Raw genomic sequence first — 25,505 nt, forward strand, 5'->3', positions numbered from 1 at the left:
GGCACCCCCGGCGGAGGTCATGCAGCTGCTTCACCACCGGTCGGAGCAACGGGTGTGGACAACCGGGAGCGGGTTCGCCGGAACTGTCGGGGGTCGCCGGCACGGTGTCGACATGACCGAGACGACAGGTATCCACACCGCGGCGACGCGAGAGTTCACCGTCACCCCGCGCGGCCCGTTCTCCCTGCTGGAGGCGGGCACGTTCGGCCGCGCCGCCGAGCCCGCGGGCGACTGGCCCGGCGGCGGGGACTTCGACCCGGGCGAGGGCGTGCTGCGCCTCGCCTTCTGCCGAGACGACCTGCGCGGGCAGGTCGGCGTGGCGCTCCGCTGGGCGGACGACGGGCCGGGGGCAGGATCCTGGCCGGGGCGGGCGCTGCGCGGGACCGTCAGCGGGTTGGACCCGGGAGAGGCCGTCGAACCGGTGCGGGAGCAGGTCGCCCGGATGCTCTCGCTGGACGGCGACGGAGAGGCGTTCGCCGAGGTCGGCGAGCGGGACCCGCTGGTCGGGCGGCTGCAGGCGGCGGCGCCCGGGTTGCGGCCCGTCCTGTTCGCCTCGCCCTACGAAGCCGCGGCGTGGTGCGTGATCACCCAGCGCTGGGGGCGCGGGCAGGCGCTGCGGGCCCGGGACCGGATCGCCCGCGAGCTCGGCCGGCGGGTGAGGGTGGCGGGGGTCGAGATGGCCGCGCTGCCCACCCCGGCGCAGGTGCTGGCCGCCGAGTCGGTGCCGGGCCTGAACGAGACCAAGCAGGAGCGGCTGCGTGCGGTGGCCCGCGCCGCCCAGGACGCGGTGTTCGACCCGGTGGCGATCCGGGAGGGCGACCCGGCCGAGGTGCGGGCCCGGCTCCGTGAGGTGCGGGGACTGGGGCCGTTCGCCGCGGCTCTGGTCCACCTGCGCGCCGCAGGCGCCCAGGACGCCCTGGTCGACGACGAACCGAGACTGGCCGCGCTGGTCGGGGCGGGGTACGGCCTCGGCGGCCCGGCGTCGGCGCCGGACCTCGCCCGGATCGCCGAGGCCTGGCGTCCCTTCCGCACCTGGACCGCCGTGCTGTTCCGCGCCGCGGGCCGCCGCCTCCCGGAGCTCGCGGCCACGCCCGCACCACCGCCACGGGTCCCCCGGCCGCGTCGCGCACCCAAGCCCGCGCCCGAACCCCTGGCCCTGATCAGCTGACCGGCGAGGGTCACGTGCGCGCACCGCGGACCGCGCTCGCGTGACCCTCGCCGCCCGAGCGGCACGGGAACGCGCCCGGTGACGGCCGGCGCTCCTCACCGGCGCGAGGACGCGAGCGCGGCGCACGTCTGGCGAGGGTGGCAGGAGAGCGAGCGCGACGACGCTCAGGTGACGCCCGGCGGCCGCCCGCGACCCCATCGTCACCGGAGCGCGATCGCGAGAGCGCTCTCGTCACGCTCGGGTGGGAGACGCGGGATCGTGGCAGCGCGGGATCGTGGCAGCGCGGGATCGTGGCAGCGCGGGGGTGGGTGGGCCAGGGTGGGGGCATGGACGAGAGCACCTGGCGCACGGTCGACGAGTACCTGGAGCAGTCGCTGCTGCCTGCGGACGATACGCTCGGGCGCGCCCTGGCGCACAACCGGGAGGCGGGGCTGCCCGCGATCGACGTGTCCCCCACCCAGGGCCGGTTCCTGCAGCTCCTGGCCCGGATCACCGGGGCCCGCCGGATCCTCGAGATCGGCACGCTCGGCGGCTACTCCACGATCGAGCTGGCCCGGGCGCTGCCCGCGGACGGAGAGCTCGTCACGTGCGAGTTCGACCCCCGCCACGCCGAGGTCGCCCGGGCGAACCTGGCCGCGGCGGGCGTGGCGGACCTCGTCGAGGTGCGGGTCGGCCCCGCCCTGGAGACCCTGACCACCCTGGATGGGCCGTTCGACCTGGTGTTCGTCGACGCGGACAAGCAGAACAACGCGGCCTACGTCGAGCACGCGATCCGGCTGGGGCGGCCGGGCACGGTAATCGTGGTGGACAACGTGATCCGCGGCGGGCAGGTGGCGACCGCGGGCGGAGACGACCGGGTCGAGGGCACCCGCCGGATGTTCGAGGCGCTGCACGCGGACACCCGGGTGGACGCCACCGCGCTGCAGACCGTGGGCGCGAAGGGCTACGACGGGTTCGTGCTCGCCGTCGTGCGCTGATCCGGACCCGCTGAGCTTCCGGACCCGCTGAGCTACCGTCCGGTAGGGACGACACGAGAGGAGGGCGCGACGTGGACGTCGACGACCTGCAGGCGATCCTGGGCTCGGTACGGGAGTTCGTCCGAACCGAGGTGGTGCCGCTGGAGGGCCGTATCGAGGAGGAGGACGCGATCCCGGAGGGGATCGTCGCCCAGTGCAAGGAGATGGGCCTCTACGGCTTCACCATCCCCGAGCAGTACGGCGGCCTGGGACTGAACTCCGTCGAGGAGGTGCAGCTGGCCATGGAGCTCGGCTGGACCACCCCGGCGCTGCGGTCGCTGTTCGGCACGAACAACGGGATCGCCGGGCACGTCCTGATGGAGGGCGGCACCGAGGAGCAGAAGAAGGCCTGGCTGCCGCGGCTGGCGTCCGGCGAGGTCACGGCCAGCTTCGGGCTGACCGAGGCGGACGCGGGCTCCGATCCGTCGGCCCTGGCCACTCGGGCGACGCGCGACGGCGATCAGTGGGTCCTCGACGGGACCAAGCGCTACATCACCAACTCCCCCGTCGCCGACGTGATCATGGTCTTCGCACGTACCAACCCCGAGGCCCGGGGCAACCGCGGCATCTCTGCCTTCCTGGTGCCCAAGGACACACCCGGGCTGTCGGTCGGCCCCAAGGACGCGAAGATGGGTCAGGCGGGTGCCTGGACCGCGGACGTCCACCTGGACGGCGTGCGGGTGCCGCACGAGAACCTGGTCGGCGGCGACGAGGGTGTCGACACCGGCTTCCAGATCGCGGCGAAGTGTCTCGCCCACGGGCGGCTGCACATCGCGGCGGTCTGCACCGGCATGGCCGCGCGGCTCGTCCACGAGACCACCGAGTTCGCGAAGACCCGGGAGCAGGGCGGCGCCCCGATCGCCCGCTTCCAGCTCATCCAGGGTCTCGTCGCGGACTCGGTGACCGACCACCTGGCCGGGCGCGCGCTGGTCATGGAGACCGCGCGGGCGTTCGACGCGGGCACGGACCGGATCGCAGGTCCGTCGGCGGCGAAGTACTTCTGCTCCGAGATGGTGGGCCGGGTCGCGGACCGGGCCGTGCAGGTGCACGGCGGCGCCGGGTACATGCGCGGTGTCGCCGTGGAGCGGTTCTTCCGGGACGCGCGGCTCTTCCGGATCTACGAGGGCACCAGCCAGATCCAACAGGTGATCATCGCCCGGGACGCGCTGGGTCCCGCTGCACGTGGTTGACCTGCGGGTCCGGGTCGCGGGCCCGCAGGACTGGCCCGCGATCTGGCCCATCTGGCACCGCGTCGTCGCGAGCGGTGACACCTACACGTGGGCGCCGGACACCCCGGAGGCGCAGGCCCGTGCGCTCTGGATGCCGCCCGCGCCCGCGGTGACGCTCGTCGCGGAGGTCGACGAGGTAGCCGTCGGCACGGCGCTGCTCAAGCCCGTGCAACCCGGGCTCGGCGACCACGTGGCCAACGCCGGGTTCATGGTCGACCCGGACCGGGCGGGCGGCGGCGTCGGCCGGGGGCTCGCGGAGGCCACGCTCGTCGAGGCGCGGCGGCGCGGCTACCGCGCCATGCAGTTCAACGCCGTGGTCGAGGCCAACACCCGGGCGGTCGGCCTCTGGCGCTCGCTGGGCTTCGAGATCGTCGGCACCATCCCCGAGGCCTTCCGCCACCCGACGCAAGGCCTGGTGGGCCTCCACATCATGCACCGCGCCCTGTAACCACGCGCATCATGGAGCCACAACCGTCGTTTCGAGCGTCGAGAACGACAGTTGTGGCTCCATGATGCGTGAAACTGTGGGACGGCTCAGTGCGTGGCGGGCCGGATGTGGTACTCGAACACCAGGCCGCCGATGGCGAGCAGCAGCAGCACGCCGGCGATGATCATCAGCCAGACGAAGAAGAACGCCAGCGCCACACCCATCAGCGCCGCCGAGAACGCCACGCCGATCGGCCAGTAGGAGCCGGGCGAGAAGAACCCGACCTCGCCCGCGCCGTCGGACACCTCGGCGTCCGGGTTGTCCTCGGGGCGCTCCTCGAGCCGCCGCGAGACGAACCGGAAGTACGTACCGATGATCAGCGACAGCCCACCCGTGAGGAACAGCGCGGCGATGCCGACGGCCTCGTGGGTCAGGATCGTGTAGACGATCGCGGCGACGAAGAAGAACGCCGTGCAGATCTCGAAGATCCGGGACTCGACCTTCATTGCTCTCCCTCAGCTCCCGGACGCCTGCGGCAGCGGCGCGTACTGCTGGCCGCGGCCGGTGAACGGCGTGGTCGTGATCGCCTCCGGCGCGCACCACTGGCCACAGTTCAGCGAGGACAGCGCCTCCTGCGCGGTGTACAGCTCGCCCGTCGCCGGGTTGTTCTGCTTGCGGAGGTCGATGTAGCGCTCGTAGAGGCCCGGGTTCAGCGCCCTGACCTCGAAGTTCATCGAGGCGTGGTAGGTGCCGCAGAGCTCGGCACACCGCCCGACGAAGGCACCCTCCTGCTCGATGCGGTCGATGACGAACACGTTGTCGGTGTCGTTCTTCTCCGGCATCGGGAACACGTCCCGCTTGAAGAGGAACTCCGGCACGTAGAACGAGTGGATCACGTCGTTCGAGGCGATGGTGAACTGGATGGACGTGTCCGTGGGCAGGACCAGCAGCGGGATGGTCTGCGCCGTGCCGATGGTCTCGACGGGCTTGCCGTCCGCCGCGACCTCGTCCGGGTAGGTGAACGCCCAGTTCCACTGGAAGCCGGTGACGTCGACCGCCATGTCGGCCGGGACGTCCTTGTCGACGTAGTTCTGCACCGAGACGGTGAAGCCGAAGAGCACCGCGACGATGATCGTCGGGATCACGGTGAAGACGATCTCGACCGGCAGGTTGTACTGCGTCTGCCGCGGGATCGACCCGTCGTCACCCTTCTTCTTGCGGTGGAAGACCACCGCCCAGAACATGGCGCCCCACGTGACCACGCCCACGACGAGGGCGGCGATGGCCGACCACGTCCACAGGTGCCGCATCTGGGTGGCCTCGGGCGTGACGCCCACGGGCCAGCCGAAGCGGATGACCTCCTCCACCGAGCAGCCCGCCAGGAGCGGCATGGCCAGCACTCCGAGTCCGGCGAGCTTCGCCGCCCGAACCCATCCGGTACGGCGTGAACCTCGCCGCACGCTGGTGCGCTCCGATCGGCCCACTGGCCCGCCGCCTTCCCCTCGTCCTGCGTGGTGGTGTGCCACGCCGTTCGCGTCGCTACGTGCGCTGAGCTGCGAAGACCGCAACTCCGGTCGATGATCCGCACGTTCGGGACGGGGCGGACCTTCGACCACGTGTAGAGACTAGCCGAGCAGATCGGATCGGCGCGCCCCCGGGTGTCGCGTGACCCGACCGTGACCCGTCCGGGGGGCGGCGGGGCGGGCTGGGCATACTGACTCGCTGTGTGCGGACTGCTGGGACTGCTGACCTCTGACGGCGATGCGCCCTCCCGGGTCGAGGCGATCGCCGGGGCGCTGCGGTGCCAACGACACCGGGGCCCGGACGAGAGTGGGACCTGGCACGACGACGACGTCGTGCTCGGCTTCAACCGCCTGTCGATCATCGACGTGGCGGGCTCCCACCAGCCGCTGCACTGGCCGCCGTCGGGCCCGGACACGGGGCGGTACACCATCGCCTTCAACGGCGAGGTCTACAACTACCTCGAGCTGCGGGCCGAGCTGGCCGAGCTGGGCGCGGAGTTCGCGACCGAGGGCGACACCGAGGCGATCGTCGCGGCCTTCCACCACTGGGGCCCCGAGGCCGTCACGCGGCTGCGCGGCATGTTCGCGTTCGCGATCTGGGACTCCGCGCGGCGGGAGCTGTTCGTCGCGCGGGACCCGTTCGGCATCAAGCCGCTGTTCCTGTCGACGGGGCCGACCGGGGTCGCGTTCGCCAGCGAGAAGAAGAGCCTGCTGGAGCTGGCCCCGGAGCTGGGCATCGGCAGCTCGGACGAGCTGGACCCGGCCGCCCTGCAGCACTACCTGATCCTGCAGTACGTCCCGGAGCCGGAGACGCTGCATCGCGCGATCGGGCGCGTCGAGTCCGGGACGTACGCCACGGTGCGCCCGGGCGGGCAGCCCGTCGCCACCCGGTACTTCCACCCGAAGTTCGTCTCGATCCCCTCGCACACCCCGGCGAGCCCGCAGGCCGAGTCGATCGTGCACGGCGAGATCACCGAGGTGATCCGGGACTCCGTGGCCAAGCACATGCGCGCGGACGTGACGGTCGGCGCGTTCCTCTCCGGCGGCATCGACTCCACCGCGATCGCGGCGCTGGCCAAGGAGCACAACCCGGACCTGATCACCTTCACCACCGGGTTCGAGCGCGAGGGCTACTCGGAGGTCGACGTCGCCGCCGAGTCCGCCGCGGCGATCGGCGTCAAGCACGTGGTCCGCACCGTGAAGCCGGACGAGATGATGGAGGCCCTGCCGCTCATCGTCTGGTACCTCGACGACCCGGTGGCCGACCCCGCGCTCGTCCCGCTGTGGTTCATCGCCCGCGAGGCCCGCCAGCACGTCAAGGTCGTGCTGTCCGGCGAGGGGGCCGACGAGCTGTTCGGCGGCTACACGATCTACCGGGAGCCGACGTCGTTGGCCCCGTTCGAGAAGGTGCCCGGCGCCCTGCGCCCCCTCCTGGGGCGCGCGAGCAGGCGGCTGCCCGAGGGGATGCGCGGCAAGGACCTGCTGCGCCGCGGCTCGCTGGATCTCGAGGACCGCTACTACGGAAACGCCCGGATCTTCCGGGACGACCAGCTGCACTCGATCCTGCGCCAGTACGACCCGCGCGTGTCCCACACCGACGTCACCGCGCGGCACTACGCGGAGTCCGAGAAGTGGGACCCGGTCGCGCGGATGCAGCACGTGGACCTGTTCACCTGGCTGCGCGGCGACATCCTGGTCAAGGCCGACAAGATGACCATGGCCAACTCGCTCGAGCTGCGGGTGCCGTTCCTGGACCCGGAGGTCTTCCGGATCGCCTCGTCCCTGCCGATGTCGCAGAAGATCACCGGCGGCTCGAACGGGACCACGAAGTACGCGCTGCGCGGGGCGCTGGCCTCGATCGTCCCGGCCCACGTGCTGAACCGGCGCAAGCTGGGCTTCCCGGTGCCGATCCGGCACTGGCTGCGGGACGAGATGTACTCCTGGGCGCGAGACGTCATCCGGGACTCCGGCGCGGGCCACCTGGTGGACCTGCCCGCCGTCCAGCAGATGCTCGACGCGCACCGCGAGGGGCCGGTGGACCACTCGCGCCGGATCTGGACGCTCCTGGTGTTCCTGATCTGGTACGGCATCTTCGTGGAGCGCCGCATCGAGGTGGACGTCCCGGAGCCGCACTACCCGATCCAGATCTGATCGTGAGCGGCGATAGTCGCCATAGCGACTATCGCCGCTCACGGTCAGGTGAGGGCGGCGGTGATCTCCGCGGCCGCGTCGGGGCCGTAGGCGGCCTCCAGGCGGGTGAGGGCCTGCGCGCGGTCCCAGCGCCACTCCTGCGGGCCGTCGGTCTCCAGGACGTGCACCGCCACCAGGGAGCCGAGCTGGGCGGCCCGCTCCAGGGACAGGCCCTGGGCGGTCCCGGCGAGGAAGCCCGCGCGGAACGCGTCCCCGACGCCGGTGGGGTCGACCTTCGCCGTCTCGGGCACGACGCCGACCTCGAGGGCGGTCCCGTCCCGGCCGACGATCTGCACGCCCTTCTCGCCCAGCGTGGTGATCCGGATCTCGACCTCGGCGGCGACGTCCTCGGCGGTCCAGCCGGTCTTCTTGAGCAGGAGCTCCCACTCGTAGTCGTTGGTGAGCAGGTATCGCGCGCCCGAGACGAGCCGCTTGATCTCCGGGCCCTCCATGCGGGCGAGCTGCTGCGAGGGGTCCGCGGCGAACGGGATGCCGCGGGTGCGGCACTCGTCGGTGTGCCGCAGCATCGCCTCGGGGTCGTTGGCGCCGATCAGCACCAGGTCCAGCGGGCCGACGCGGTCGGCGACGGGCTGCAGCTCGATGTCCCGGGCCCGGGACATGGCACCCGCGTAGAACGACGCGATCTGGCGCATGTCGTCGTCCGTGGTGCAGACGAAGCGCGCGGTGTGGACGTCCGGGAACACGTGCACGCCGGAGGTGTCGACGCCGTGGCGGTCCAGCCACGAGCGGTAGTCGGCGAAGTCCGCGCCCACGGCGCCGACGAGCACGGGCGACTGCCCCAGCACGCCGAGGGCGTAGGCGATGTTGCCCGCGACCCCGCCGCGCTTGATCGTCAGCTCGTCGACCAGGAAGGACAGCGAGATGCGGTCGAGCTGGTCGACCACGAGCTGGTCGGCGAACCTCCCCGGGAAGTGCATGAGGTGGTCGGTCGCGATGGATCCGGTGACGGCGATGCGCACGTGAGGTGACCTTACGGCAGCGCCGAGGTTCCTTCCGCAGGCTGCTCCCGGACATGACGAAGCCCCCGTGCTGAGCACGGGGGCGACGTGGGCGAAGACTCAGTTGAAGCTGTCGCCGCAGGCGCAGGAACCGCCCGCGTTCGGGTTGTCGATCGTGAAGCCCTGCTTCTCGATGGTGTCGACGAAGTCGATCACCGCGCCCTGCAGGTACGGCGCGCTCATCCGGTCGACGCCCACCTTGAGACCGCTGAAGTCGCGGAACAGGTCCCCGTCCAGCGAGCGGTCGTCGAAGAAGAGCTGGTAGCGCAGGCCCGCGCAGCCTCCCGGCTGCACCGCGATCCGCAGGTGCATGTCGTCGCGGCCCTCCTGCTCGAGCAGGGACCGCGCCTTGAGCGCCGCGGTGTCGGTCAGCTCGACGCCGTGGGTCTCGGTGGTCGACCCGGCCTCGACGGTGTTCTCGACGGTCATGAACTCCTCCAACAACGCTCGCGGTCGAACTGTTCCCAGTGTAGGCCCTCGCGGGACATCACGTTCGCGGTGATCCGGATCACGCCCCCCACCGGCGGGCGACGTGCTCGGCCAGGGCGGCGAGGGTCCCGGCGGGGTCCGCCATCGACGCCTCCACCCCGCCCGCGTGCTCGGCGACCGCGTACGCGGCGTCCACCCCGGCCGCGGCGGCCTCCCGCCTCCCGACGGCGACCTGCCCGGCCAACACCACGCACGGTACGCCGCGTTCCGCCGCCGCCGACGCGACGGCCGTGATGAGCTTGCCGCGCAGCGACTGCCAGTCGAAGCTGCCCTCACCGGTGATCGCGACCCCGCCCTCGGCGGCGACGGCGTCGAGCGCCTGGTCCAGGCCCAGCAGGGCCCGCACGAGCCCCGCCCCCGACTCCACGCGCGCCCCGAGCGCCAGCAGCGCGGCACCGAGCCCGCCGGCGGCACCCGCGGCGGGCTCGTCCCGGACCTCTCGGAGCAGCAGGTCCGCCCAGTGCGCCAGCGCGGCGTCCAGGGCCTCGACGGTCGCGGCGTCCGCCCCCTTCTGCGGCCCGAACACCGCCGCGGCGCCGTGCGGGCCGAGCAGGGGGTTGTCGACGTCCGAGGCGGCGACCAGCCGCAGCCCGGCGAGCGGGGACCCGGGGGGCTCGGCCAGGCGCGCCGCGCGGCCCAGTGCCCGGCCGCCCGGCGGCAGCGGCGCCCCCTCGGCGTCCAGCGGGCCGAGGCCGAGGGCGGCGTACATCCCCGCGCCGCCGTCCGTCGTCGCGGAGCCGCCGAGCCCGATCACGGCCTCCGTGCACCCCGCCTCGACCGCCCGCAGGAGCAGCTCGCCGACGCCGTGGGTCGTCACCGAGCCTGCGACCTCGGGGGTCCGCTGCGCTCGCGGCACGTGGTGCAGGCCGCAGGCGGCGGCGGACTCGACGTACGCGGTCTGCCCGACCTGCAGCCACGGCGCGGTCACGGGCGCGCCGAACGGGCCGGTGACCTGCGGTTCGTGCAGGGTCCCGCCCAGGCCCGCGTGCAGCACGTCGACGAACCCGGTGCCGCCGTCGGCCAGCGGGACCAGGTCCACCACGGCGTCCGGCACCGCGCGCCGCCACCCCTCCGCGATCGCCGCGGCGGCGGCCGGGGCGCTGAGTGTTCCGCCGAAGGAGTCCGGAGCGACGACCACGCGCACACCGCGCACCGTATCGCCCGTACCCTGTCGAGCTGTGAGGTTCCTGCGCCGTGGCGATGACGAGGCCGCGAAGACCCAGTCCGAGACGGTCGACACTGCCGTTGCGCAGAAGCCCAAGGATCCCCGCTGGACGGAGGGCAAGGGCCGGCCCACGCCGAAGCGCCGGGACGCCCAGGGCGTCAAGCGCGGTCCGGTGGCCCCGCCGCCGACCACGCAGCGGGAGGCGTCGAAGCGGGCCCGGGCCAACCGGCCGTCGAAGGACGCCCGCCGTGCCGCCGCGCTGGAGCGTCGCAAGCGGATGGACGCGGGCGACGAGCGCGTGCTCCTCCCCCGCGACCGCGGGCCGGTCAAGGCCTACATCCGAGACGTCGTGGACTCGCGGCCGCACATCATGGGCCTGTTCATGCCGCTCGCGGTGATCGTGCTGATCTCGGTGCTGCTGCCGATCCCGTCGGTGCAGCAGTACCTGAGCCTGTTCTCGCTGGTCGCGCTGGCGGTCATGGTGACCGAGGGCGTGCTGTTGGGGATGCGGACCACGAAGCAGGCGCGGGCCAAGTTCCCGAACGAGAAGATCAGCGGACTCGGCACCGGGTGGTACGCGTTCACCCGGGCCTCGCAGCTGCGCAGGCTGCGGGTGCCCAAGCCCAGGGTGCAGCGCGGCGCCACGATCTCCTGACGACCCCGCCGGTGCGGACCCTCGTCCTCGGCGGGACCCGGTCCGGCAAGTCGGCGCACGCGGAGGCGCTGCTGCCTGCGGACGCCCCCGTCCGCTACCTCGCCACGGCCCGCCGCTACCCGGACGACGCGGACTGGGACGCCCGCATCGCCCGCCACGTCGCCCGCAGGCCGCCGTCCTGGACGACCGTCGAGTCCCCGGACCTGCCGGTCGAGCTCGCCCGTCCCGGTCCGGTGCTGGTCGACGACCTCGCCACCTGGGTCACCGGCCTGCTCGACGACGCCGGCGCCTGGTCCGATCCCGCGGCCACGATCGACGTGTCCCCTCTGGTGGAGGCGGTGCGCAGGTTCGCCGGGGACCGGCTCGTCCTGGTCTCCGCCGAGGTGGGGCTCGGGGTGGTGCCCCCCACCCGCGCCGGTCGGGTGTTCCGGGACGAGCTCGGCGCGCTCAACGCGGCGCTCGCCCAGGTGTGCGACGAGGTGGTGCTGCTCGTGGCGGGGCTGCCGCTGTGGTTGAAGCGGGCGTGACCCCGGTCGGTGGGCCACCGACCGGGTCCCGACGGGTGGACGGTAGGAAGGTGCCGTGAGCGAGAGCCCGGAGTCCCCCACCCCGACCGAGCCTGCGCCGTTCCCCCCGGTCCCCGCGCCCGATCTCGAGGCGCGCCACCAGGCCGTCGCGCGGTTGGACGGGCTGGCGATCCCGGCGGGCAGCCTCGGCGTGCTCGCCGACCTGGGACTCTGGCTGACCTCGCTGCAGGGCCGGTGCCCGCCGCGCCCGCCCGCCCGCGCCCGGGTGGTGGTCGTGGCCGCCGACCACGGGATCGCCGCGGCCGGCGTCTCGGCCTACGCCGCGGACGTCACGGCGCTGCAGGTCGCCGCCACCCTCGAGCAGTCCGCGCCGGTCGCCGTCACCGCGACGGTCGCCGGGGCGTCGGTGCGGGTGATCGACGCGGGCCTCGACCGGGATGCCGTGCTGCCGGGGCAGGACCGCTACCGGGTGCGGCGCGGCAGCGGCCGCATCGACCGCGAGGACGCGCTGAGCGACACCGAGGTCGCCGAGGGCATCCGGATCGGCCGCGCGCTCGCGGACGAGGAGGTCGACTCCGGGGCCGACCTGCTGGTCCCCGCCTCGCTCGGGGTCGGGGCCACCACGGCGGCGTCGACGCTGGTCGCAGCCGTCACCGGGGCCGAGCCGGTCGCGGTCGTGGGCCGCGGGTCCGGGATCGGGGACGACGCCTGGATGCGCAAGGCCGCCGCCATCCGGGACGCGCTGCGCCGCGCGAAACCGCACGTCCGCGACCCGCGTGCCCTGCTGCGCACGATCGGTGGGGCGGACCTCGCCGTGCTGACCGGGTTCCTCGTGCAGGCCGCGCTGCGCCGGACCCCCGTGCTGCTCGACGGCCTGGTGGTCGGCGCGGCGGGCCTGCTCGCCGACGACCTGGCCCCCGGCGCCCACCAGTGGTGGCTCGCGGCCCAGCAGTCCCCCGAGCCCGCGATGACGCTGGTGCTGCAGAACCTGCAGCTCGTCCCGGTGCTGGACCTGCAGATCCGCCAGGGCGACGGGACCGGCGCCGTCGCCGTTCTCCCGCTCGTCCAGGCCGCCGCGCGCCTGCTCGGCGAGACGGCGAGCGCCGAGTCCAGCGGCATCGTCCCGGTCCGCGCCGTGACCGGATGAGCCCGCGCCGCGAGTCCCCCGCTCCAGCCCCGCGAGTCCCCCGTGTCGGCGAGTCGTCCGCTTCGTGCGCGAGTCCTCCCGGGCGCGCGGTGAGTAGCGCCCCATGAGATCGCTCGCGCTGGCGCTGAGCTGGTTGACCGTGCTGCCGGTGCGGACCGGGGCGCCGTCGGGCGGGGAGGCCGCCGGGGCGCTGCGGTGGGCGCCGGTCGTGGGCGGCGTGCTCGGAGCGTGCGCGGGGCTGCTGGTGTGGGGGCTCGGCGCTGCGGAGGTTCCCTCGCCGGCCGCCGGTCTGCTCGCGGTCGGGTTCCTCGCGCTGGCCACCCGCGGGATGCACGTCGACGGGCTCGCCGACACCGCGGACGGGCTCGGCTCCTACGGGCCGCCGGAACGGGCGCTCGCCGCGATGAAGGACGGCGGAGCGGGGCCGTTCGCCGTGGTCACGCTGCTGGTCGTGCTCGGGGCGCAGGCGGCGGGGCTCGCCTCGGTGGGCGGGGGGCGGGTCGTCGCCGCCGGGGCGCTCGCGTGCGCCGTCGGCCGGGTCGGGTTCAGCTGGGTCGCGCGCCGCGGTGTGCCTGCCGCCCGGCCGGGCGGGCTGGGCGCGTCGGTCGCCGGGTCGCAGCCGCGCTGGGTCCCGTTGGTGTGGTGGACGGTGCTCGCCGCGGCCGGCTACGCGTTCGCGGGCTGGCGGGGACCTGTCGCGGTGCTGCTGTCGGCGCTGGTGACGATCGGGCTGTCCGCCCACACGGCCCGCCGGTTCGGCGGGATGAGCGGGGACGTGCTCGGTGCGGCCGCGGAGCTGGGCACCGCGGCCACACTGCTGGTGCTGGTCACGGCGCCCTGACCACGGAGTCGGCGCTCAGCGCAGGTCGCGCACGCGAGCGCGGGACTCGCGGGGCCGGAGCGGGGACTCGCGGGGTCAGAGGGTGGTCATCCAGCCGTGGGTGTCGTGGCCCTTGCCGCGCTGGATGTCGGTGAGGATGCCGCGCAGGCGGGTGGTGACCGCGCCGGACTCGCCGTTCCCCACCGCGACGGTGCGGACCTCGTCCCCCGCCTGGTACTTGACGTTGCCGATCGGGGTGATCACCGCGGCGGTGCCGCAGGCGAAGACCTCGGTGATCGTGCCGTCCGCGCAGCCGGAGATCCACTCGTCCGCCGAGATCCGGCGCTCGACGACGTCGCAGCCGATCTCCTTGCCCAGCACCAGCAGCGAGTGCCGGGTGACGCCCTCGAGGATCGACCCCGACAGCTCGGGGGTGACCAGCTCGCCGGAGGCGAAGACGAAGAACATGTTCATGCCCCCCATCTCCTCGATCCACTTCTTCTCGGCGGCGTCGAGGTAGGCGACCTGGGCGCAGCCGTGCGCGGCGGCCTGGGCCTGCGGGAGCAGCGAGGCGGCGTAGTTGCCGCCGCACTTCGCGGTGCCCGTGCCGCCGACCGCCGCGCGGGTGAAGTCCGTACACAGCCAGACGTCGACCGGCTTGACCCCGCCCGGGAAGTACGCCCCGGCGGGCGAGGCGATCAGCAGGAACAGGTACTCGTCGGCGGGCTTGACCCCCAGCCCCACCTCGGTGGCGATCATGAAGGGGCGCAGGTAGAGCGACTCCTCACCGCCCGCGGGCGGCACCCAGGCGCGGTCGGCCGTGATCAGCTCGTCGATGGCCTGGAGGAACACCTCGTCCGGCAGCTCGGGCATGCCGAGCCGCACGGCGGACTGCCGGAAGCGGGCGGCGTTCGCCTCGGGGCGGAACGACGCGATCGTGCCGTCCGGCTGGGTGTAGGCCTTGAGGCCCTCGAAGATCTCCTGCCCGTAGTGCAGCACCATCGTGGCCGGGTCCAGCGCGATCGGGCCGTACGGCTCGACCTTCGCGTCCTGCCAGCCCTCCCCGCGGGTCCACCGGATGGAGACCATGTGGTCGGTGAAGAACTTCCCGAAGCCGGGGGCGGCGAGGATTTCGGCGCGCCGCGACTCGGACACCGGGTTCGGGTGAGGGAGGTGGGTGAACTGCAGCACGCTCATACGTGAACGGTAACCCGTCGGCGGGGGCCCCGACTATCGGACGTGCGAGGGCACGAACGGGGGCTTCGCGACGACCACCTCGAGCCCCCGCCCGCGGACGTCCACCGAGAGCACGTCGTCCACCCTGACCTGCGCATCCGTGTCGATGAGGGCGAGCGCGACGCCCGTCTTCAGCGACGGGGAGAACGTGCCCGAGGTCGTGACGCCCACGGCCTCCCCGTCCCGCAGCACGGTCATCCCGGCGCGGGGGACGCCGCGCCCGGTCGCCCGCAGGCCCCGCAGCCGCCTGGTCGGGCCCGCCTCCTTCTCCGCGAGCAGCGCCGCGCGGCCCCAGAACGCGGGCTTGGACCAGCCCACCGCCCACGACGACCCCGCCTGCACCGGCGTGATGTCGGGCGAGAGGTCCTGCCCGTGCAGGGGGTAGCCCATCTCGGTGCGCAGCGTGTCCCGCGCCCCCAGCCCACAGGGCACCCCGCCCAGCGATGCGGCGCCCGCCAGCAGCCCGTCCCAGATCCCCGCCGCCTGCTCCCACGGCACGAGCAGCTCGTAGCCGTGCTCACCGGTGTAGCCGGTGCGGCACACGCGCACCGAACCGGCCTCGGTGAAGGCCATGTAGTCGAGGTCCGCGATCCCGCCGAAGCCGGCGAACATGGTCGCGAAGAGCTCGGCCGAGCGCGGGCCCTGCACGGCGAGCACCGCGAGGTCCCGGTGGCGGTCGGTGATCGTGATCCCGGCGGGGGCGGCGGCCCGCAGGAGCGCCAGCACCTCCGCCGAGTTGGCCGCGTTCGGCACGAGGAGCACGGAGTCGGGGCCGTCGAGGTAGGCGATCAGATCGTCCACCACGCCCCCGGACTCGGTGCAGCACAACGTGTACTGCGCCTGGCCGGGCCCGATCCTCGCCAGGTCGGCGGTGAGGCAGGAGTTCACGAACTCGGCCGCACCCGGCCCGCTGACCTGCAGCTTCCCGAGGTGGCTGACGTCGAACACCCCGACGGCTGCACGCACCGCGGTGTGCTCGGCGACCGTGCCGCCCGGGTACGAGATCGGCATCGACCAGCCGCCGAACGGGCCCATGGTCGCGCCCAGGGCGAGGTGCCGGTCGTCGAGGGGGCCGGAGATCAGATCCACGACCCGAGACCCTATGCCGCCTGCCGCCCCGGGGGCTCCTCGGTGTCCGCAGGCGGGCGGCGGCGGGCCCGCAGCGCCGAGAGCTCGGTCAGCCCCCAGCCGACGGCGAGCACGCCGAGCGTGATCAGGACCGAGGTGACCGGCAGCAGGGCGGCCAGCCCCAGGCACAGCACCAGCCCGACGACCGGGACCCACCCCGGGTACCGACGTCCGGGCGTCCGCAGCGTCGCGGCGTGCACCAGGGCGTAGTGGATCAGCATGGCGCAGGCGGACAGCGCGATGGAGGCGACCGGCCCCGCGAGCACGGCGACCAGGGCGGCCAGCGCCGCGCCGAGGACGTCCGAGCGCCAGGGCGCGCCCGAGCCGCACACCTTGGCGAAGGCGCGGGGCAGGTCGTCGCGGCGCGCCATCTGCGACGCCGTGCGGCTGACCCCGATCAGCACCGCGAGCAGGGTGGACCCGGCGGCGACGGCCGCCCCGATCCGGACCAGGACGCCCAGCGCGGGCGCCTGCCCGGTGTCGACGAGCGCGACCAGCGGCGCGTGCTCGGTCCCCAGGCGGTCCGCCCCGAGGCCGACGAGCAGGGCGCCCGCCACCGCGAGGTAGACCAGCGTGCACACGCCGAGCGCGATGGGGATGGCGCGGCGCAGCGTCCGCGCGGGGTTGCGGACCTCCTCGCGGTGGGTGGTCACGTTCGCGAACCCGACGAACGCGAAGAACACGAGCCCCGCCGCGGACAGCACGCCGAGCACGCCCTGCGAGGGCTGCACGACCGGCACCGCGACCCCGCGGGCGGCCTCCCCCGCGGTCGCCGACGCGGACGCCGACTCCGCTCCCCCCGGCCCCAGCAACCCGACGACGACCACCACCAGCAGCACCGCGACCGTCCCGCCCGCGAGCAGCCAGCAGGCCCGCGCGGTCGTCCGGACGCCCGCGATGTTCAGCCCCGCCGCGATGACGATCACGATGATCGCGGTGACGAACCGCCCGGTGCCCAGGACGTAGGCCCCGAACACCCCCGCCGCGGCGGCCGCGGACGCGATGCCGCCGGTGAGCAGCGCCACCCCCGCGAGCCTGCCCGCCGCGGGGTGCAGCCGCTCCCGGGCCGCGAGGTACCCGGCGGTGTAGCCGGCGGAGAAGGTCTCGCCCTGGTCGCGACGGGCGAGCACCAACTCCGCCGTGGACAGCACGCAGGTGGTCGCCACGACCGCCGCCAGCAGGACCGACATCGGCAGCCAGCCGCCCGCGGCCGCGCCCGCGGGGGCGAACACGATGAACACCCCGGAGCCGAGCATGGCGACCAGACCGAGGACGACGACGTCGGCGATGCCGAGCCGCCGCCCCCAGGTCGGTCTCACCTCGCGCGCCACGGACACCACCATGACATCCGACCCGCGGCGAATCGGCCCCGCGACGGTGTCATTAGCATTTCGAAGAGGTCTCGCCGCGCCTGCGGTGTGACCCGCGTCGCAACCCAGTCCGATCGCAGGGAGCCGAAGAGTTGACCACCACGGCCGAGACCCAGACCCGCCTCGCAGTACTGGACGGGGCCGTCACCGCGGCGGAGGCCGACGTGCTGGTCGTCGGGCTGCTCGCGACGGAGGAGGACCCGGTCCTCGCGGCGGGCGCCGAGGAGGTGGACGCCGCGTTCTCCGGTGAGCTCGCCGCGCTGCTCGCGCTGGGCGGGGCGACCGGGAAGCTCGAGGAGGTCGTGCGGCTCCCCGGCCGCGGCGCCGTCGCCGCGCCCGTCGTGGTGGGCGTGGGTCTGGGCAAGGAGCCGACGTCCGACGACGTCCGGCGCGCCGCGGGCGCCGTCGCCCGCGCGCTCGGCGGCACGGCCCGGATCGTCTCCACGCTCGGCGCGGTCGACCCGGCCGCCGCCGCGGAGGGCACCCTGCTGGGCGCCTACCGCTTCACCGCGTTCAAGGGCGACCCGACGGCCGGGAAGGGCCCGATCGGCGTCGTCGAGTTCGCGCCGGGGGACGCGGACGTGATCGCGCACGCGAGCACCGTCGCGGAGGCCGTGCTCGCCGCGCGCGACCTCATCAACACCCCGCCGAACGCGCTCTACCCCGAGACCTTCGCCGCGCGCGCCCGCGAGCTGGGCGAGGCCGCCGGGCTCGAGGTCGAGGTGCTCGACGACGACGCCCTGCTCGCCGGCGGCTACGGCGGGATCATGGGCGTGGGCCAGGGGTCCTCCCGCAAGCCCCGCCTGGTGCGGCTGCGCTGGTCCGGCGGGTCGGCTCCGGTCAAGAAGGTCGCGCTCGTCGGCAAGGGCATCACGTTCGACACCGGCGGCATCTCGATCAAGCCCGCCGCCGGCATGGACCACATGACCTCGGACATGTCCGGCGCCGCCGCGGTGATCGCGACGACGGTGGCGGCCGCGCGGCTGCAGCTGCCGGTCGCCGTCACCGCCACGGTCCCGATGGCCGAGAACATGCCCTCGGACACCGCCTACCGCCCCGGCGACGTGCTCACCATGTACGGCGGGAAGACCGTCGAGGTGCTCAACACCGACGCCGAGGGCAGGCTCATCCTGGCCGACGCCATGGTCCGGGCCGCCGAGGACGAGCCGGACTACCTCGTCGAGACCTCGACGCTGACGGGCGCGCAGATGGTCGCGCTCGGCACCCGCACCGCCGGGATCATGGGGTCCGAGGAGTTCCGGGACCGCGTCGCCGCGCTCGGCCGGGCCGTCGGGGAGGACGCCTGGGCCATGCCGCTCCCGCCGCACCTGCGCCCCGAGCTGGACTCCCGGATCGCCGACCTGGCCAACGTCACCGGCAACCGCTTCGGCGGCATGCTCGCGGCCGGGATCTTCCTGCGCGAGTTCGTGGCGAAGGACCTGCCGTGGGCACACGTCGACATCGCGGGCCCGTCGTTCAACACCGGCGGGGCCTGGGGCTACACCCCGAAGGGCGGCACCGGGGTCCCGGTGCGCACCCTGGTCGCGCTGCTCGAGGACGTCGCGGCGAACGGCTGACCCGTGAGCGGCGATGGTCGCCAGAGCGACCATCGCCGCTCACGAGGGGTCGGGCGGCAGGGTGGCGGTCTCCCTACCCGCCGGTAGGGTGCGGCGGGTGATCCGTCGTCGTGTCGCGCACCGCGTCCCCGCAGGCTCCCGTTCGGCCGTCGTCACCGGTGGGGGCGGTGGGATCGGGGCCGCGGTCGCGCGCGAGCTCGCGGAGCGCGGGTACCGCGTCCTGGTGACCGACGTCGACGGCGCGGCCGCCGAGAAGGTGGCCGCCGCGGTCGGCGGCGAGTCGATGCCCCACGACGTCACCGACCCCGAGGCCACGCGCGCCGTGGCCGAGCACGCGCGCACGCTCGCGCCGCTCGGCGCCTGGGTCGCGAACGCCGGGCTGGGCACCGGCGGACCGCTCGTCGACCTGACCGACGCCCAGGCCAGGGCGCTGGTCGAGGTCAACGTGCTCGGGGTGGTGTGGAGCTGCCGGGCGGCGGTCGAGGCGTTCCGCGCCCAGGGGCAGGGCGGCGAGCTCGCGGTCACCGCCTCGCTCTCCGGGCTCGGGCCGGTGCCGAACCTCTCGCTCTACGCCGCCACGAAGGCCGCGGTGCTCTCCCTCGCCCAGGCCCTGGCCGAGGAGCACCGGGCCGACCGGATCCGGGTGCACGCGATCAACCCCGACGGCGTCGCCACCCCGCTGCTCTCGGAGATGGACGCGCGCGCCCAGGCCACGGTGCGCTCGGGCGTGCTGCTGACCCCCGACCGCGTCGCGGCCGAGCTGCTCGACATGTTCGGCACGAGCCGGATCGTGAAGACCGTGCCGACCTGGCGGGCGGTGCTGGCGCGGGCCAACACCCTGGCGCCGAGTGTCACCCTGCGGGCCTTCCCGGTGTTGCAGAAGATGGGCGCCCGCAAGCTCACGACGCGGGTCTGACCAGCCCGGACTCGTAGGCCAGCACCACCGCCTGGGCCCGGTCGCGCAGGCCGAGCTTGGTGAACGTGCGGCTCACGTGGCTCTTCACGGTCTGCTCGGCGAGCACCAGCCTGCAGGCGATCTCCGCGTTGGAGAACCCGGCCGCGACCAGGCGCAACACCTCGGTCTCGCGGTCGGTCAGCGCGGCCAGGCGCGCGGGCCGGGCGTCGGTCAGCGCGGCCGGGCGGGCGGACACGAAGTGGCCGATCAGGCGTCGGGTCACCTCGGGCGCGAGCAGCGCCTCCCCCGCCGCGACGACCCGCACGGCGTGCAGCAGCTCCGCCGCGGGCGCGTGCTTGAGGAGGAACCCGCCCGCCCCGGCGCGCAGCGCGTCGTAGACGTGATCGTCGAGGTCGAACGTGGTGAGCATGAGGACCTTCGTGGGGTGACCGGCCAGCTCCCGGGTCGCCGCGATGCCGTCGAGCACCGGCATCCGCACGTCCATCAGCACCACGTCCGGCGCGTGCTCCCCGACGGCGGCGATCGCCTCGCGCCCGTTCTCCGCCGTCCCGACGACCTCGATGTCCTCCTGCGCGTTCAGCAGCGCGGCGAACCCCTCGCGGACCATCGCCTGGTCGTCGACCACCACCACCCTGATCACCGCGGCAGCTCCGCCCTGAGCCGGAACCCGTCCGCGGTGGGGCCCGCGTCGAGCGTGCCGCCGTGGACCTCGGCCCGCTCGCGCATCGACGGGATGCCCGTACCGCCGCCCGGCGTGCCCGGCCCGGTCCCGCGTCCGTTGACGATCTCGACGACCAGCCCGTCGGTGATCGCGACGTGCACGGGGGCGCCCGGCGCGTGCTGGCGCGCGTTGGCCAGCCCCTGCGCGACGATCCGAAAGGCCGTCAGCCCCACCGGCGCAGGCACCTCGACCTCGACGATCTCCCAGGTCAGCTCCACCCCGGCCGCCCTCGCCTCGACCAACAGCGGCTCGATGTCCGCGAGGCCCGGCTGCGGGGTCCGCTCCGTCTCCCCGGTCCGCAGCACCCCCAGCAGGCCCTGCATCTCCCGGAGCGCCTCCCGCGCGGCCGTCGCGACCTCCGCGAGCTCCGCACGGGCGGGAGCCGGCAGCCGGCCGAGCCGATAAGGCGCCGTCTCGCAGCGGACGGCGATCATGGACATGTGGTGCGCGACGACGTCGTGCATCTCGCGCGCGATCCGCGCGCGCTCGGCCAGCGCGCCCCGCTCGGCCTGCGCCGCCGCGAGCTCCCGCCGCTCCACCTCCAGCGCCCGCCGGGTGTCCCACCGCGCCCCGAGGGCCGCGCCCGCCCCGAGCGGGAAGGCGAGGGCGGAGAGCGTGAGCCCGAGCTCGCTCAGCGGCACGTCCGCCGGGGTCGCCACCACCAGCACGACGACGGCGAGCCCGGACACCACCGCCACCCCGAGCGTGGTCCGGCCGGGCGCACCCCAGGCCCCGAGCAGCAGCAACGGTGTCCAGAGCAGCCATCCCCAGACCTCCAGCCCCGGAGCCGGGGCGGGCGGTGGCGGCAGCAGGAAGGCCAGCACGACCAGCCAGGCGGTCCCGATCCGCCAGGCGTCGAGCGGGCGGCGCGGGGCGAGCGCGAGGGCGCCCGCCATCGGCAGCAGGGCGAGGAATGCGAGGCCACCGGTCATGCGCTCGTTCAGCACGGCCCCGGACACCGCGATCGCGACGATCACGCCGTAGAGGCCGGTCAGGACGGGAACCGGACGCAGCAGACGGGAGTGGGGGCGGCTCCAGCGGGCGTCCTCGCCGCGGGTGGGCCACACGGCCGCCCGGATCGAGTCGCCGAGCAGGCGCACGGCCCGCTCCCCCACCGTCGTCACCCCGGCGAGCCTAGGCGTGTCCCGGGCGGGCGCGCCTCACCCGCGGGTGCCCTCTCCGACCCGGTACCCGGGTAGGGGGTCGGCCCGCCGTCGGGGACGCCCGTACCGGCGCGAAGACGGCTCCGCAGCGTGACGATCGACGGGCCCTGGATTCCTAGCGTCGTGACCATGGATCTCTCCGGGCTCGGAATCGCGTCGTTGCTGCTCAGCCTGCTGGTCATCGCCGTGCGGCCGCTGCCCGCCCCCGCCCTCGGGCCGGTCGGCCTCGATCCGGTCTGCGCCGCCTTCCTGACCACAAAGGTGACGGACGGTGACGAACGGGTCCGTGTGCTCGGCTGTGATCCGGCGGGCCGGGGACGCGCCGTCGTGGCGATCGGGGACGTCGCGACGGCGGCGAACGTCGTGGTCCTCGTGCCGGGGTCGGACATCGACCTGCACACCCTCGACGGGTCCCCGAGACGGCCGATGACCTGGGCGCGGAGCCTGGCCGCGAGCGTGGGCCGGGACACCGTCGTCGTGCTCTGGGTGGGGTACGAGACCCCGCAGGGGCTCGGCTACGACGCCGCCGCCGGTCGCCTCGCCCGCGCCGCCGCGCCCGCGCTGGTCGCCGAGGTCGCGGCGCTGCGGGCCGGTGGCGCCCGGCACGTGACGGTGGTCGGGCACAGCTACGGGAGCGTCGTCGTGGGGATCGCGGCGCCCGCGCTCGACGCCGACGACCTCGTCCTCCTCGCCTCCCCCGGGGTCCGCGCGGAGTCGGTCGAGGACCTGCACACCCGCGCGCGGGTGTGGGTCGCGCGCGCGGGACAGGACTGGATCCGGTTCGTGCCGCACGTGCGGCTCGGGGACCTGGGGCACGGCGCGGACCCCGCGGCGCCGGGCTTCGGTGCCCGTCCGTTGCCCGTCGACGGCCTGCGGGCGCACGACGGCTACCTCCTCCCCGGTTCCCCCACGCTCGCCGCGGTCGCGGGGATCGCGCGGGGCGAGGCCACCCGGCCGTGAGCGCCGTACTCCACCACCCTGCCCACCGGGCCGGCGCCCGCGATGCCGGACCCGCCGGTGCGCGCACCGTTCCGACGATCCTGACGGCCGGACCCGGTGTCGGAGCGGCGGTGCTGTGCCTGGTGACGCCCTGGCCCCTCACCCCGCCCGCCTGGCTCGCGGCCCTCGCGGCGCTGCTCTGTGGGCTCACGGTCACCGCGGCGGTGGGGACCGCGCGGCGGGTGGTCGCGATGCTGTGGGGCGGTCCCGGCGTGGGCCTGGCCGCGATCCTCGCCGCAGTCCTGGTCCTCGAACCGGCTCTGATCGCCGTTCCCGCGGCAGGAAGCGCATCCGCGGCCACTGCCCGCTCTGCCAGCGCATCCGCACCAGGCGCACGCACTGCCAGCGCATCCGCACCGGGCGCACGCACTGCCAGCACATCCGCGGCCACCGCACGCGATGCCAGCACATCCGCGGCCAGCCCAGGCACTGCCAGCACATCCGCAGCCGATGCAGGCTCTGCCGGCACATCCGCCCCCACCGCACCCGTCGTCCGCACTGCCACCGCATCCGCCCCGGCCACCACGCCGCTCGGGGTGGAGGGGCGGCGGTTCCTGGACCTGCCCGCCACCACCCCCACGGCACCGGTCCGCGTCTACGTCGACGTGGCGGCGGCCGCGGACGACACGGGGCGGGCGGCCGCGGCGGTCGACGCTCTCCAGCGCACGGGCGGGCCGGCGCGCGGCACGGTCCTGGTGATCGTGCCCACCGGCTCGGGCTGGGTGGACCCGGCCGCCGTGCGGGCGTACGAGGACCGGCTCGGCGGGGACGTCGCGACGGTCGTGGTGCAGTACGCGGACCGTCCGAGCTGGGTGGAGTACCTGCTCGGCGGTCACGCGGCGGAACGCTCCGCGGCGGCGACGCTCACCGCCGTCCGTGCGGCGCTCCCACCGGACGGCCCTCGACTGGTGCTGCTCGGCGAGAGCCTCGGCGCGGCCGCGGCGCTGCCGGTGGCCCGGCTCGCCGACGAGTGCGTGCTCGCGGGCAGACCCGGATCCGCCGACGACCCGCAGGACGCCTGCACCGAGCTCGCCAACCCCGACGATCCCGTCGTCGCGTGGTCACCGGGCCTGCTGCTCACCGATCCCGTCCGGTTCTGGCAGGTCAGCGCCGCGTTGTTGATCGCGCAGGACGTGCCGCCGGGGCACGGGCACCGCTACCGGTTCTGATCATCAGCGACCCTCCGCCGCACGCCTGCGCAGGACCTTCTGCCGTGCGTCGTGGTCGCGCATGCGTTGGGGGTAGCCGACGAGCTGGACGTCGTACACCGGCATCCGCATCGACTTCGCCAGCTTGCGGGCGGCGTCCGGGCTACCGATCCGCCGCCGCGTCCATTCGCCGTCCTTGGCGACGAGCAGCAGGGTGGTCTCCGTGACCGCCGTGCGCGGCTCGACGAACCCCTCCACCCCCTCGCGCACGCTCGCCCAGGACCGCAGGTGCTCGACGTCACCCGAGTCCGCGCGCCGTCGCACACCGGCCCGCTTTCGGCTGAACAGGCCCATCTCGCCCTCCCGGTCCCCGGTTCTCGCCACCTCCAACGCGTGAGGTGTCCGATTTTCTCCCGACCTGGGCCGCCGCGAACCGAGCCCGGGTGTAAAGATGGGCGCCGACTCGCATGACCGAGCGGGTGAGACGGAGGGGACCGACGTGCCGCAACAGGCTGCCGATCTGGTCATCCTGGGTGGTGGTTCCGGCGGCTACGCGTGTGCCCTGCGGGCCGCGGAGCTGGGGATGTCGGTCGTCCTGGTCGAGAAGGACAAGCTCGGCGGCACCTGTCTGCACCGGGGCTGCATTCCGACCAAGGCGCTGCTGCACGCCGCCGAGGTCGCCGACCACGCCCGGGACGGCGCGAACGTCGGGGTGCTCTCGCAGCTGATCGGCATCGACATGGCCGGGGTGCACTCCTACAAGGACGGCGTGGTCTCGCGCCTCTACAAGGGCCTGCAGGGGCTGGTGAAGTCCCGCAAGATCGAGCTGGTCGCGGGTGCGGGCACCTTCCACGCCCCGGACGCCGTCGAGGTGGACGGCACCGTCTACACCGGCCGCAACGTCGTGCTCGCCACCGGCTCCTACGCCAAGACGCTGCCCGATCTGGAGATCGGCGGCCGGATCGTCACCTCCGACCAGGCCCTGACCTGGGACAGCGTGCCGCAGAAGGTCGTCATCCTCGGCGGCGGCGTGATCGGCGTGGAGTTCGCCAGCGTGTACCGGTCCTTCGGGGCCGAGGTCACCGTCGTCGAGGCGCTGCCGCGCCTGGTCGCAGGCGAGGACGAGTTCGCGTCCAAGCTCCTCGAGCGCGCCTTCCGCCGCCGCAAGATCACCGCCAAGACCGGGGTGCGGTTCACCGGCGCCAAGCAGGCGAACGACACCGTCGCGGTGTCGTTGGAGTCCGGCGAGGAGCTCGAGGCGGACCTGCTGCTCGTCGCGGTCGGGCGCGGCCCCAACACCACCGGCCACGGCTACGAGCAGGCCGGGCTCGCCATGGACCGCGGGTTCGTCACGACCGACGAGCGGCTGCGCACCAACCTGCCCGGCGTGTACGCGGTCGGGGACATCGTCGCGGGGCTGCAGCTGGCCCACCGGGGCTTCCAGCAGGGGATCTTCGTCGCCGAGGACATCGCCGGGCTCGAGCCGGCGGTGATCGACGAGGCCGGGATCCCGCGGGTCACCTACTGCGATCCCGAGGTCGCCTCCGTCGGGCTCACCGAAGCCCAAGCCCGGGAGCGGCACGGCGAGATCGAGACCCTCACCTACGACCTGGGTGGCAACGGCAAGTCCCAGATCCTGCAGACCTCCGGCGCGATCAAGCTCGTCCGCGCGAAGGACGGCCCGGTCGTCGGGATCCACATGGTCGGCGCGCGCGTCGGCGAACTGATCGGCGAGGCCCAGCTCGTCTACAACTGGGAAGCCGAGCCCGGCGACGTCGCCCCGCTCGTCCACGCCCACCCCACCCAGAACGAGGCGCTCGGCGAAGCGCACCTCGCCCTGGCGGGCAAACCCCTCCACACCCACGGCTGAGA

General features: G+C 74.3%; 25 protein-coding genes. 14 read left to right on the top strand and 11 right to left on the bottom strand.

Annotated elements, in window-relative coordinates; genetic code table 11:
* The first annotated feature begins 112 nt into the window (after positions 1–112).
* From BLS43_RS24700 to BLS43_RS24715, 4 genes are all read left to right on the top strand, one after another.
* The gene (locus tag BLS43_RS24700) at positions 113–1,168 is read left to right on the top strand and encodes a DNA-3-methyladenine glycosylase family protein (protein WP_093089091.1); all 1,056 of its coding nucleotides are present in this window, start codon (positions 113–115) and stop codon (positions 1,166–1,168) included.
* A 326-nt stretch (positions 1,169–1,494) separates the two neighbouring features.
* Positions 1,495–2,145 (top strand): O-methyltransferase, encoded by a 651-nt coding sequence (locus BLS43_RS24705; protein WP_093089092.1) that lies wholly within the window; start codon positions 1,495–1,497, stop codon positions 2,143–2,145.
* A 71-nt stretch (positions 2,146–2,216) separates the two neighbouring features.
* The gene (locus tag BLS43_RS24710; protein WP_093089093.1) at positions 2,217–3,374 is read left to right on the top strand and encodes an acyl-CoA dehydrogenase family protein; all 1,158 of its coding nucleotides are present in this window, start codon (positions 2,217–2,219) and stop codon (positions 3,372–3,374) included.
* Positions 3,367–3,861: a GNAT family N-acetyltransferase gene (locus BLS43_RS24715; protein ID WP_245707774.1), complete on the top strand. Its 495-nt coding sequence runs from the start codon at positions 3,367–3,369 to the stop codon at positions 3,859–3,861. The genes BLS43_RS24710 and BLS43_RS24715 overlap by 8 nt, the downstream gene beginning before the upstream one ends.
* Before the next feature lie 86 nt (positions 3,862–3,947).
* Here the strand turns inward: BLS43_RS24715 and BLS43_RS24720 are convergent, their stop codons facing one another.
* Together BLS43_RS24720 and ctaC are read right to left on the bottom strand one after the other, a co-directional pair.
* Positions 3,948–4,346: a cytochrome c oxidase subunit 4 gene (locus BLS43_RS24720; RefSeq protein ID WP_093089094.1), complete on the bottom strand. Its 399-nt coding sequence runs from the start codon at positions 4,344–4,346 to the stop codon at positions 3,948–3,950.
* A 9-nt stretch (positions 4,347–4,355) separates the two neighbouring features.
* Positions 4,356–5,231: an aa3-type cytochrome oxidase subunit II gene (ctaC, locus tag BLS43_RS24725; protein WP_093089159.1), complete on the bottom strand. Its 876-nt coding sequence runs from the start codon at positions 5,229–5,231 to the stop codon at positions 4,356–4,358.
* A 333-nt stretch (positions 5,232–5,564) separates the two neighbouring features.
* On the opposite strand from ctaC, the gene asnB reads away from it, so the two are divergent.
* Positions 5,565–7,514 carry an asparagine synthase (glutamine-hydrolyzing) gene (gene asnB, locus BLS43_RS24730; RefSeq protein WP_093089095.1) on the top strand — a complete coding sequence of 650 codons (1,950 nt, stop codon included), beginning with the start codon at positions 5,565–5,567 and terminating at the stop codon, positions 7,512–7,514.
* A 44-nt stretch (positions 7,515–7,558) separates the two neighbouring features.
* Here asnB and BLS43_RS24735 read toward each other — a convergent pair whose 3' ends face one another.
* From BLS43_RS24735 to BLS43_RS24745, 3 genes are all read right to left on the bottom strand, one after another.
* Entirely contained in the window at positions 7,559–8,491 is a 933-nt protein-coding gene (locus BLS43_RS24735) for a carbohydrate kinase family protein (protein WP_093089160.1), read from the bottom strand.
* Positions 8,492–8,632: 141 nt separating this feature from the next.
* The gene (locus BLS43_RS24740) at positions 8,633–9,001 is read right to left on the bottom strand and encodes a HesB/IscA family protein (protein ID WP_093089096.1); all 369 of its coding nucleotides are present in this window, start codon (positions 8,999–9,001) and stop codon (positions 8,633–8,635) included.
* A gap of 79 nt (positions 9,002–9,080) precedes the next feature.
* A complete protein-coding gene (locus tag BLS43_RS24745; protein ID WP_093089097.1) occupies positions 9,081–10,205 on the bottom strand; it encodes a glycerate kinase family protein in 1,125 nt (374 codons plus the stop codon).
* Between the two features lie 34 nt (positions 10,206–10,239).
* On the opposite strand from BLS43_RS24745, the gene BLS43_RS24750 reads away from it, so the two are divergent.
* The 4 genes from BLS43_RS24750 to BLS43_RS24765 all read left to right on the top strand — a co-directional run bounded on the left by BLS43_RS24750 (position 10,240) and on the right by BLS43_RS24765 (position 13,396).
* Positions 10,240–10,881 (top strand): DUF3043 domain-containing protein, encoded by a 642-nt coding sequence (locus tag BLS43_RS24750; RefSeq protein ID WP_093089098.1) that lies wholly within the window; start codon positions 10,240–10,242, stop codon positions 10,879–10,881.
* 11 nt (positions 10,882–10,892) lie between these two features.
* Positions 10,893–11,408, top strand: coding sequence for a bifunctional adenosylcobinamide kinase/adenosylcobinamide-phosphate guanylyltransferase (locus BLS43_RS24755; protein WP_218129998.1), 516 nt, complete (start codon positions 10,893–10,895; stop codon positions 11,406–11,408).
* Positions 11,409–11,463: 55 nt separating this feature from the next.
* Entirely contained in the window at positions 11,464–12,555 is a 1,092-nt protein-coding gene (locus tag BLS43_RS24760) for a nicotinate-nucleotide--dimethylbenzimidazole phosphoribosyltransferase (RefSeq protein ID WP_093089099.1), read from the top strand.
* Between the two features lie 103 nt (positions 12,556–12,658).
* Positions 12,659–13,396 (top strand): adenosylcobinamide-GDP ribazoletransferase, encoded by a 738-nt coding sequence (locus BLS43_RS24765; RefSeq protein ID WP_093089100.1) that lies wholly within the window; start codon positions 12,659–12,661, stop codon positions 13,394–13,396.
* A gap of 75 nt (positions 13,397–13,471) precedes the next feature.
* Here BLS43_RS24765 and BLS43_RS24770 read toward each other — a convergent pair whose 3' ends face one another.
* From BLS43_RS24770 to BLS43_RS24780, 3 genes are read right to left on the bottom strand one after another with little or no spacing between them, the layout of a single operon-like run.
* Positions 13,472–14,572, bottom strand: a complete 1,101-nt coding sequence (locus tag BLS43_RS24770) for a branched-chain amino acid aminotransferase (protein ID WP_093089101.1) — start codon at positions 14,570–14,572, stop codon at positions 13,472–13,474.
* Positions 14,573–14,605: 33 nt separating this feature from the next.
* Entirely contained in the window at positions 14,606–15,700 is a 1,095-nt protein-coding gene (gene gcvT / locus BLS43_RS24775) for a glycine cleavage system aminomethyltransferase GcvT (RefSeq protein ID WP_245707776.1), read from the bottom strand.
* 11 nt (positions 15,701–15,711) lie between these two features.
* Positions 15,712–17,070, bottom strand: a complete 1,359-nt coding sequence (locus tag BLS43_RS24780; RefSeq protein WP_176921523.1) for an APC family permease — start codon at positions 17,068–17,070, stop codon at positions 15,712–15,714.
* Between the two features lie 131 nt (positions 17,071–17,201).
* Here BLS43_RS24780 and BLS43_RS24785 point away from each other — a divergent pair, with 131 nt between their 5' ends.
* Both BLS43_RS24785 and BLS43_RS24790 read left to right on the top strand, forming a co-directional pair.
* Complete coding sequence (locus BLS43_RS24785; RefSeq protein WP_093089103.1) at positions 17,202–18,686, top strand: leucyl aminopeptidase; 1,485 nt, start codon at positions 17,202–17,204, stop codon at positions 18,684–18,686.
* 97 nt (positions 18,687–18,783) lie between these two features.
* Positions 18,784–19,602 carry an SDR family NAD(P)-dependent oxidoreductase gene (locus tag BLS43_RS24790; RefSeq protein ID WP_245707778.1) on the top strand — a complete coding sequence of 273 codons (819 nt, stop codon included), beginning with the start codon at positions 18,784–18,786 and terminating at the stop codon, positions 19,600–19,602.
* Here BLS43_RS24790 and BLS43_RS24795 read toward each other — a convergent pair.
* Both BLS43_RS24795 and BLS43_RS24800 read right to left on the bottom strand, forming a co-directional pair.
* Positions 19,586–20,242 carry a response regulator transcription factor gene (locus BLS43_RS24795; protein ID WP_093089105.1) on the bottom strand — a complete coding sequence of 219 codons (657 nt, stop codon included), beginning with the start codon at positions 20,240–20,242 and terminating at the stop codon, positions 19,586–19,588. The two genes, BLS43_RS24790 and BLS43_RS24795, sit on opposite strands and share 17 nt — an antisense overlap.
* Complete coding sequence (locus BLS43_RS24800; RefSeq protein ID WP_143030207.1) at positions 20,239–21,447, bottom strand: sensor histidine kinase; 1,209 nt, start codon at positions 21,445–21,447, stop codon at positions 20,239–20,241. The genes BLS43_RS24795 and BLS43_RS24800 overlap by 4 nt, the downstream gene beginning before the upstream one ends.
* A 168-nt stretch (positions 21,448–21,615) precedes the next feature.
* On the opposite strand from BLS43_RS24800, the gene BLS43_RS24805 reads away from it, so the two are divergent.
* Complete coding sequence (locus tag BLS43_RS24805) at positions 21,616–22,446, top strand: alpha/beta hydrolase (protein ID WP_143030208.1); 831 nt, start codon at positions 21,616–21,618, stop codon at positions 22,444–22,446.
* Positions 22,447–23,021: 575 nt separating this feature from the next.
* Positions 23,022–23,654: an alpha/beta-hydrolase family protein gene (locus BLS43_RS30210; RefSeq protein ID WP_176921524.1), complete on the top strand. Its 633-nt coding sequence runs from the start codon at positions 23,022–23,024 to the stop codon at positions 23,652–23,654.
* Positions 23,655–23,657: 3 nt separating this feature from the next.
* Here BLS43_RS30210 and BLS43_RS24815 read toward each other — a convergent pair whose 3' ends face one another.
* On the bottom strand, positions 23,658–23,987 hold the full coding sequence (locus tag BLS43_RS24815) for an oxidoreductase (RefSeq protein WP_093089163.1): 330 nt from the start codon (positions 23,985–23,987) through the stop codon (positions 23,658–23,660).
* Between the two features lie 97 nt (positions 23,988–24,084).
* On the opposite strand from BLS43_RS24815, the gene lpdA reads away from it, so the two are divergent.
* Positions 24,085–25,503, top strand: coding sequence for a dihydrolipoyl dehydrogenase (gene lpdA / locus BLS43_RS24820; RefSeq protein ID WP_425438568.1), 1,419 nt, complete (start codon positions 24,085–24,087; stop codon positions 25,501–25,503).
* Positions 25,504–25,505: the final 2 nt, after the last annotated feature.

The sequence above is a fragment of the Pseudonocardia oroxyli genome (assembly GCF_900102195.1).
Lineage (GTDB): Bacteria > Actinomycetota > Actinomycetes > Mycobacteriales > Pseudonocardiaceae > Pseudonocardia > Pseudonocardia oroxyli.

What these genes read in the sequence shown, in the direction of transcription:
- BLS43_RS24740 (WP_093089096.1), bottom strand. Translation starts at nt 9,001, where the DNA reads ATGACCGTCGAGAACACCGTCGAGGCCGGGTCGACCACCGAGACCCAC.
- BLS43_RS24720 (WP_093089094.1), bottom strand. Translation starts at nt 4,346, where the DNA reads ATGAAGGTCGAGTCCCGGATCTTCGAGATCTGCACGGCGTTCTTCTTC.
- BLS43_RS24815 (WP_093089163.1), bottom strand. Translation starts at nt 23,987, where the DNA reads ATGGGCCTGTTCAGCCGAAAGCGGGCCGGTGTGCGACGGCGCGCGGAC.
- lpdA (WP_425438568.1), top strand. Translation starts at nt 24,085, where the DNA reads ATGGGCGCCGACTCGCATGACCGAGCGGGTGAGACGGAGGGGACCGAC.
- BLS43_RS24770 (WP_093089101.1), bottom strand. Translation starts at nt 14,572, where the DNA reads ATGAGCGTGCTGCAGTTCACCCACCTCCCTCACCCGAACCCGGTGTCC.
- BLS43_RS24735 (WP_093089160.1), bottom strand. Translation starts at nt 8,491, where the DNA reads ATGCACTTCCCGGGGAGGTTCGCCGACCAGCTCGTGGTCGACCAGCTC.
- BLS43_RS24765 (WP_093089100.1), top strand. Translation starts at nt 12,659, where the DNA reads ATGAGATCGCTCGCGCTGGCGCTGAGCTGGTTGACCGTGCTGCCGGTG.
- BLS43_RS24700 (WP_093089091.1), top strand. Translation starts at nt 113, where the DNA reads ATGACCGAGACGACAGGTATCCACACCGCGGCGACGCGAGAGTTCACC.
- BLS43_RS24805 (WP_143030208.1), top strand. Translation starts at nt 21,616, where the DNA reads ATGGATCTCTCCGGGCTCGGAATCGCGTCGTTGCTGCTCAGCCTGCTG.
- BLS43_RS24705 (WP_093089092.1), top strand. Translation starts at nt 1,495, where the DNA reads ATGGACGAGAGCACCTGGCGCACGGTCGACGAGTACCTGGAGCAGTCG.
- ctaC (WP_093089159.1), bottom strand. Translation starts at nt 5,231, where the DNA reads ATGCCGCTCCTGGCGGGCTGCTCGGTGGAGGAGGTCATCCGCTTCGGC.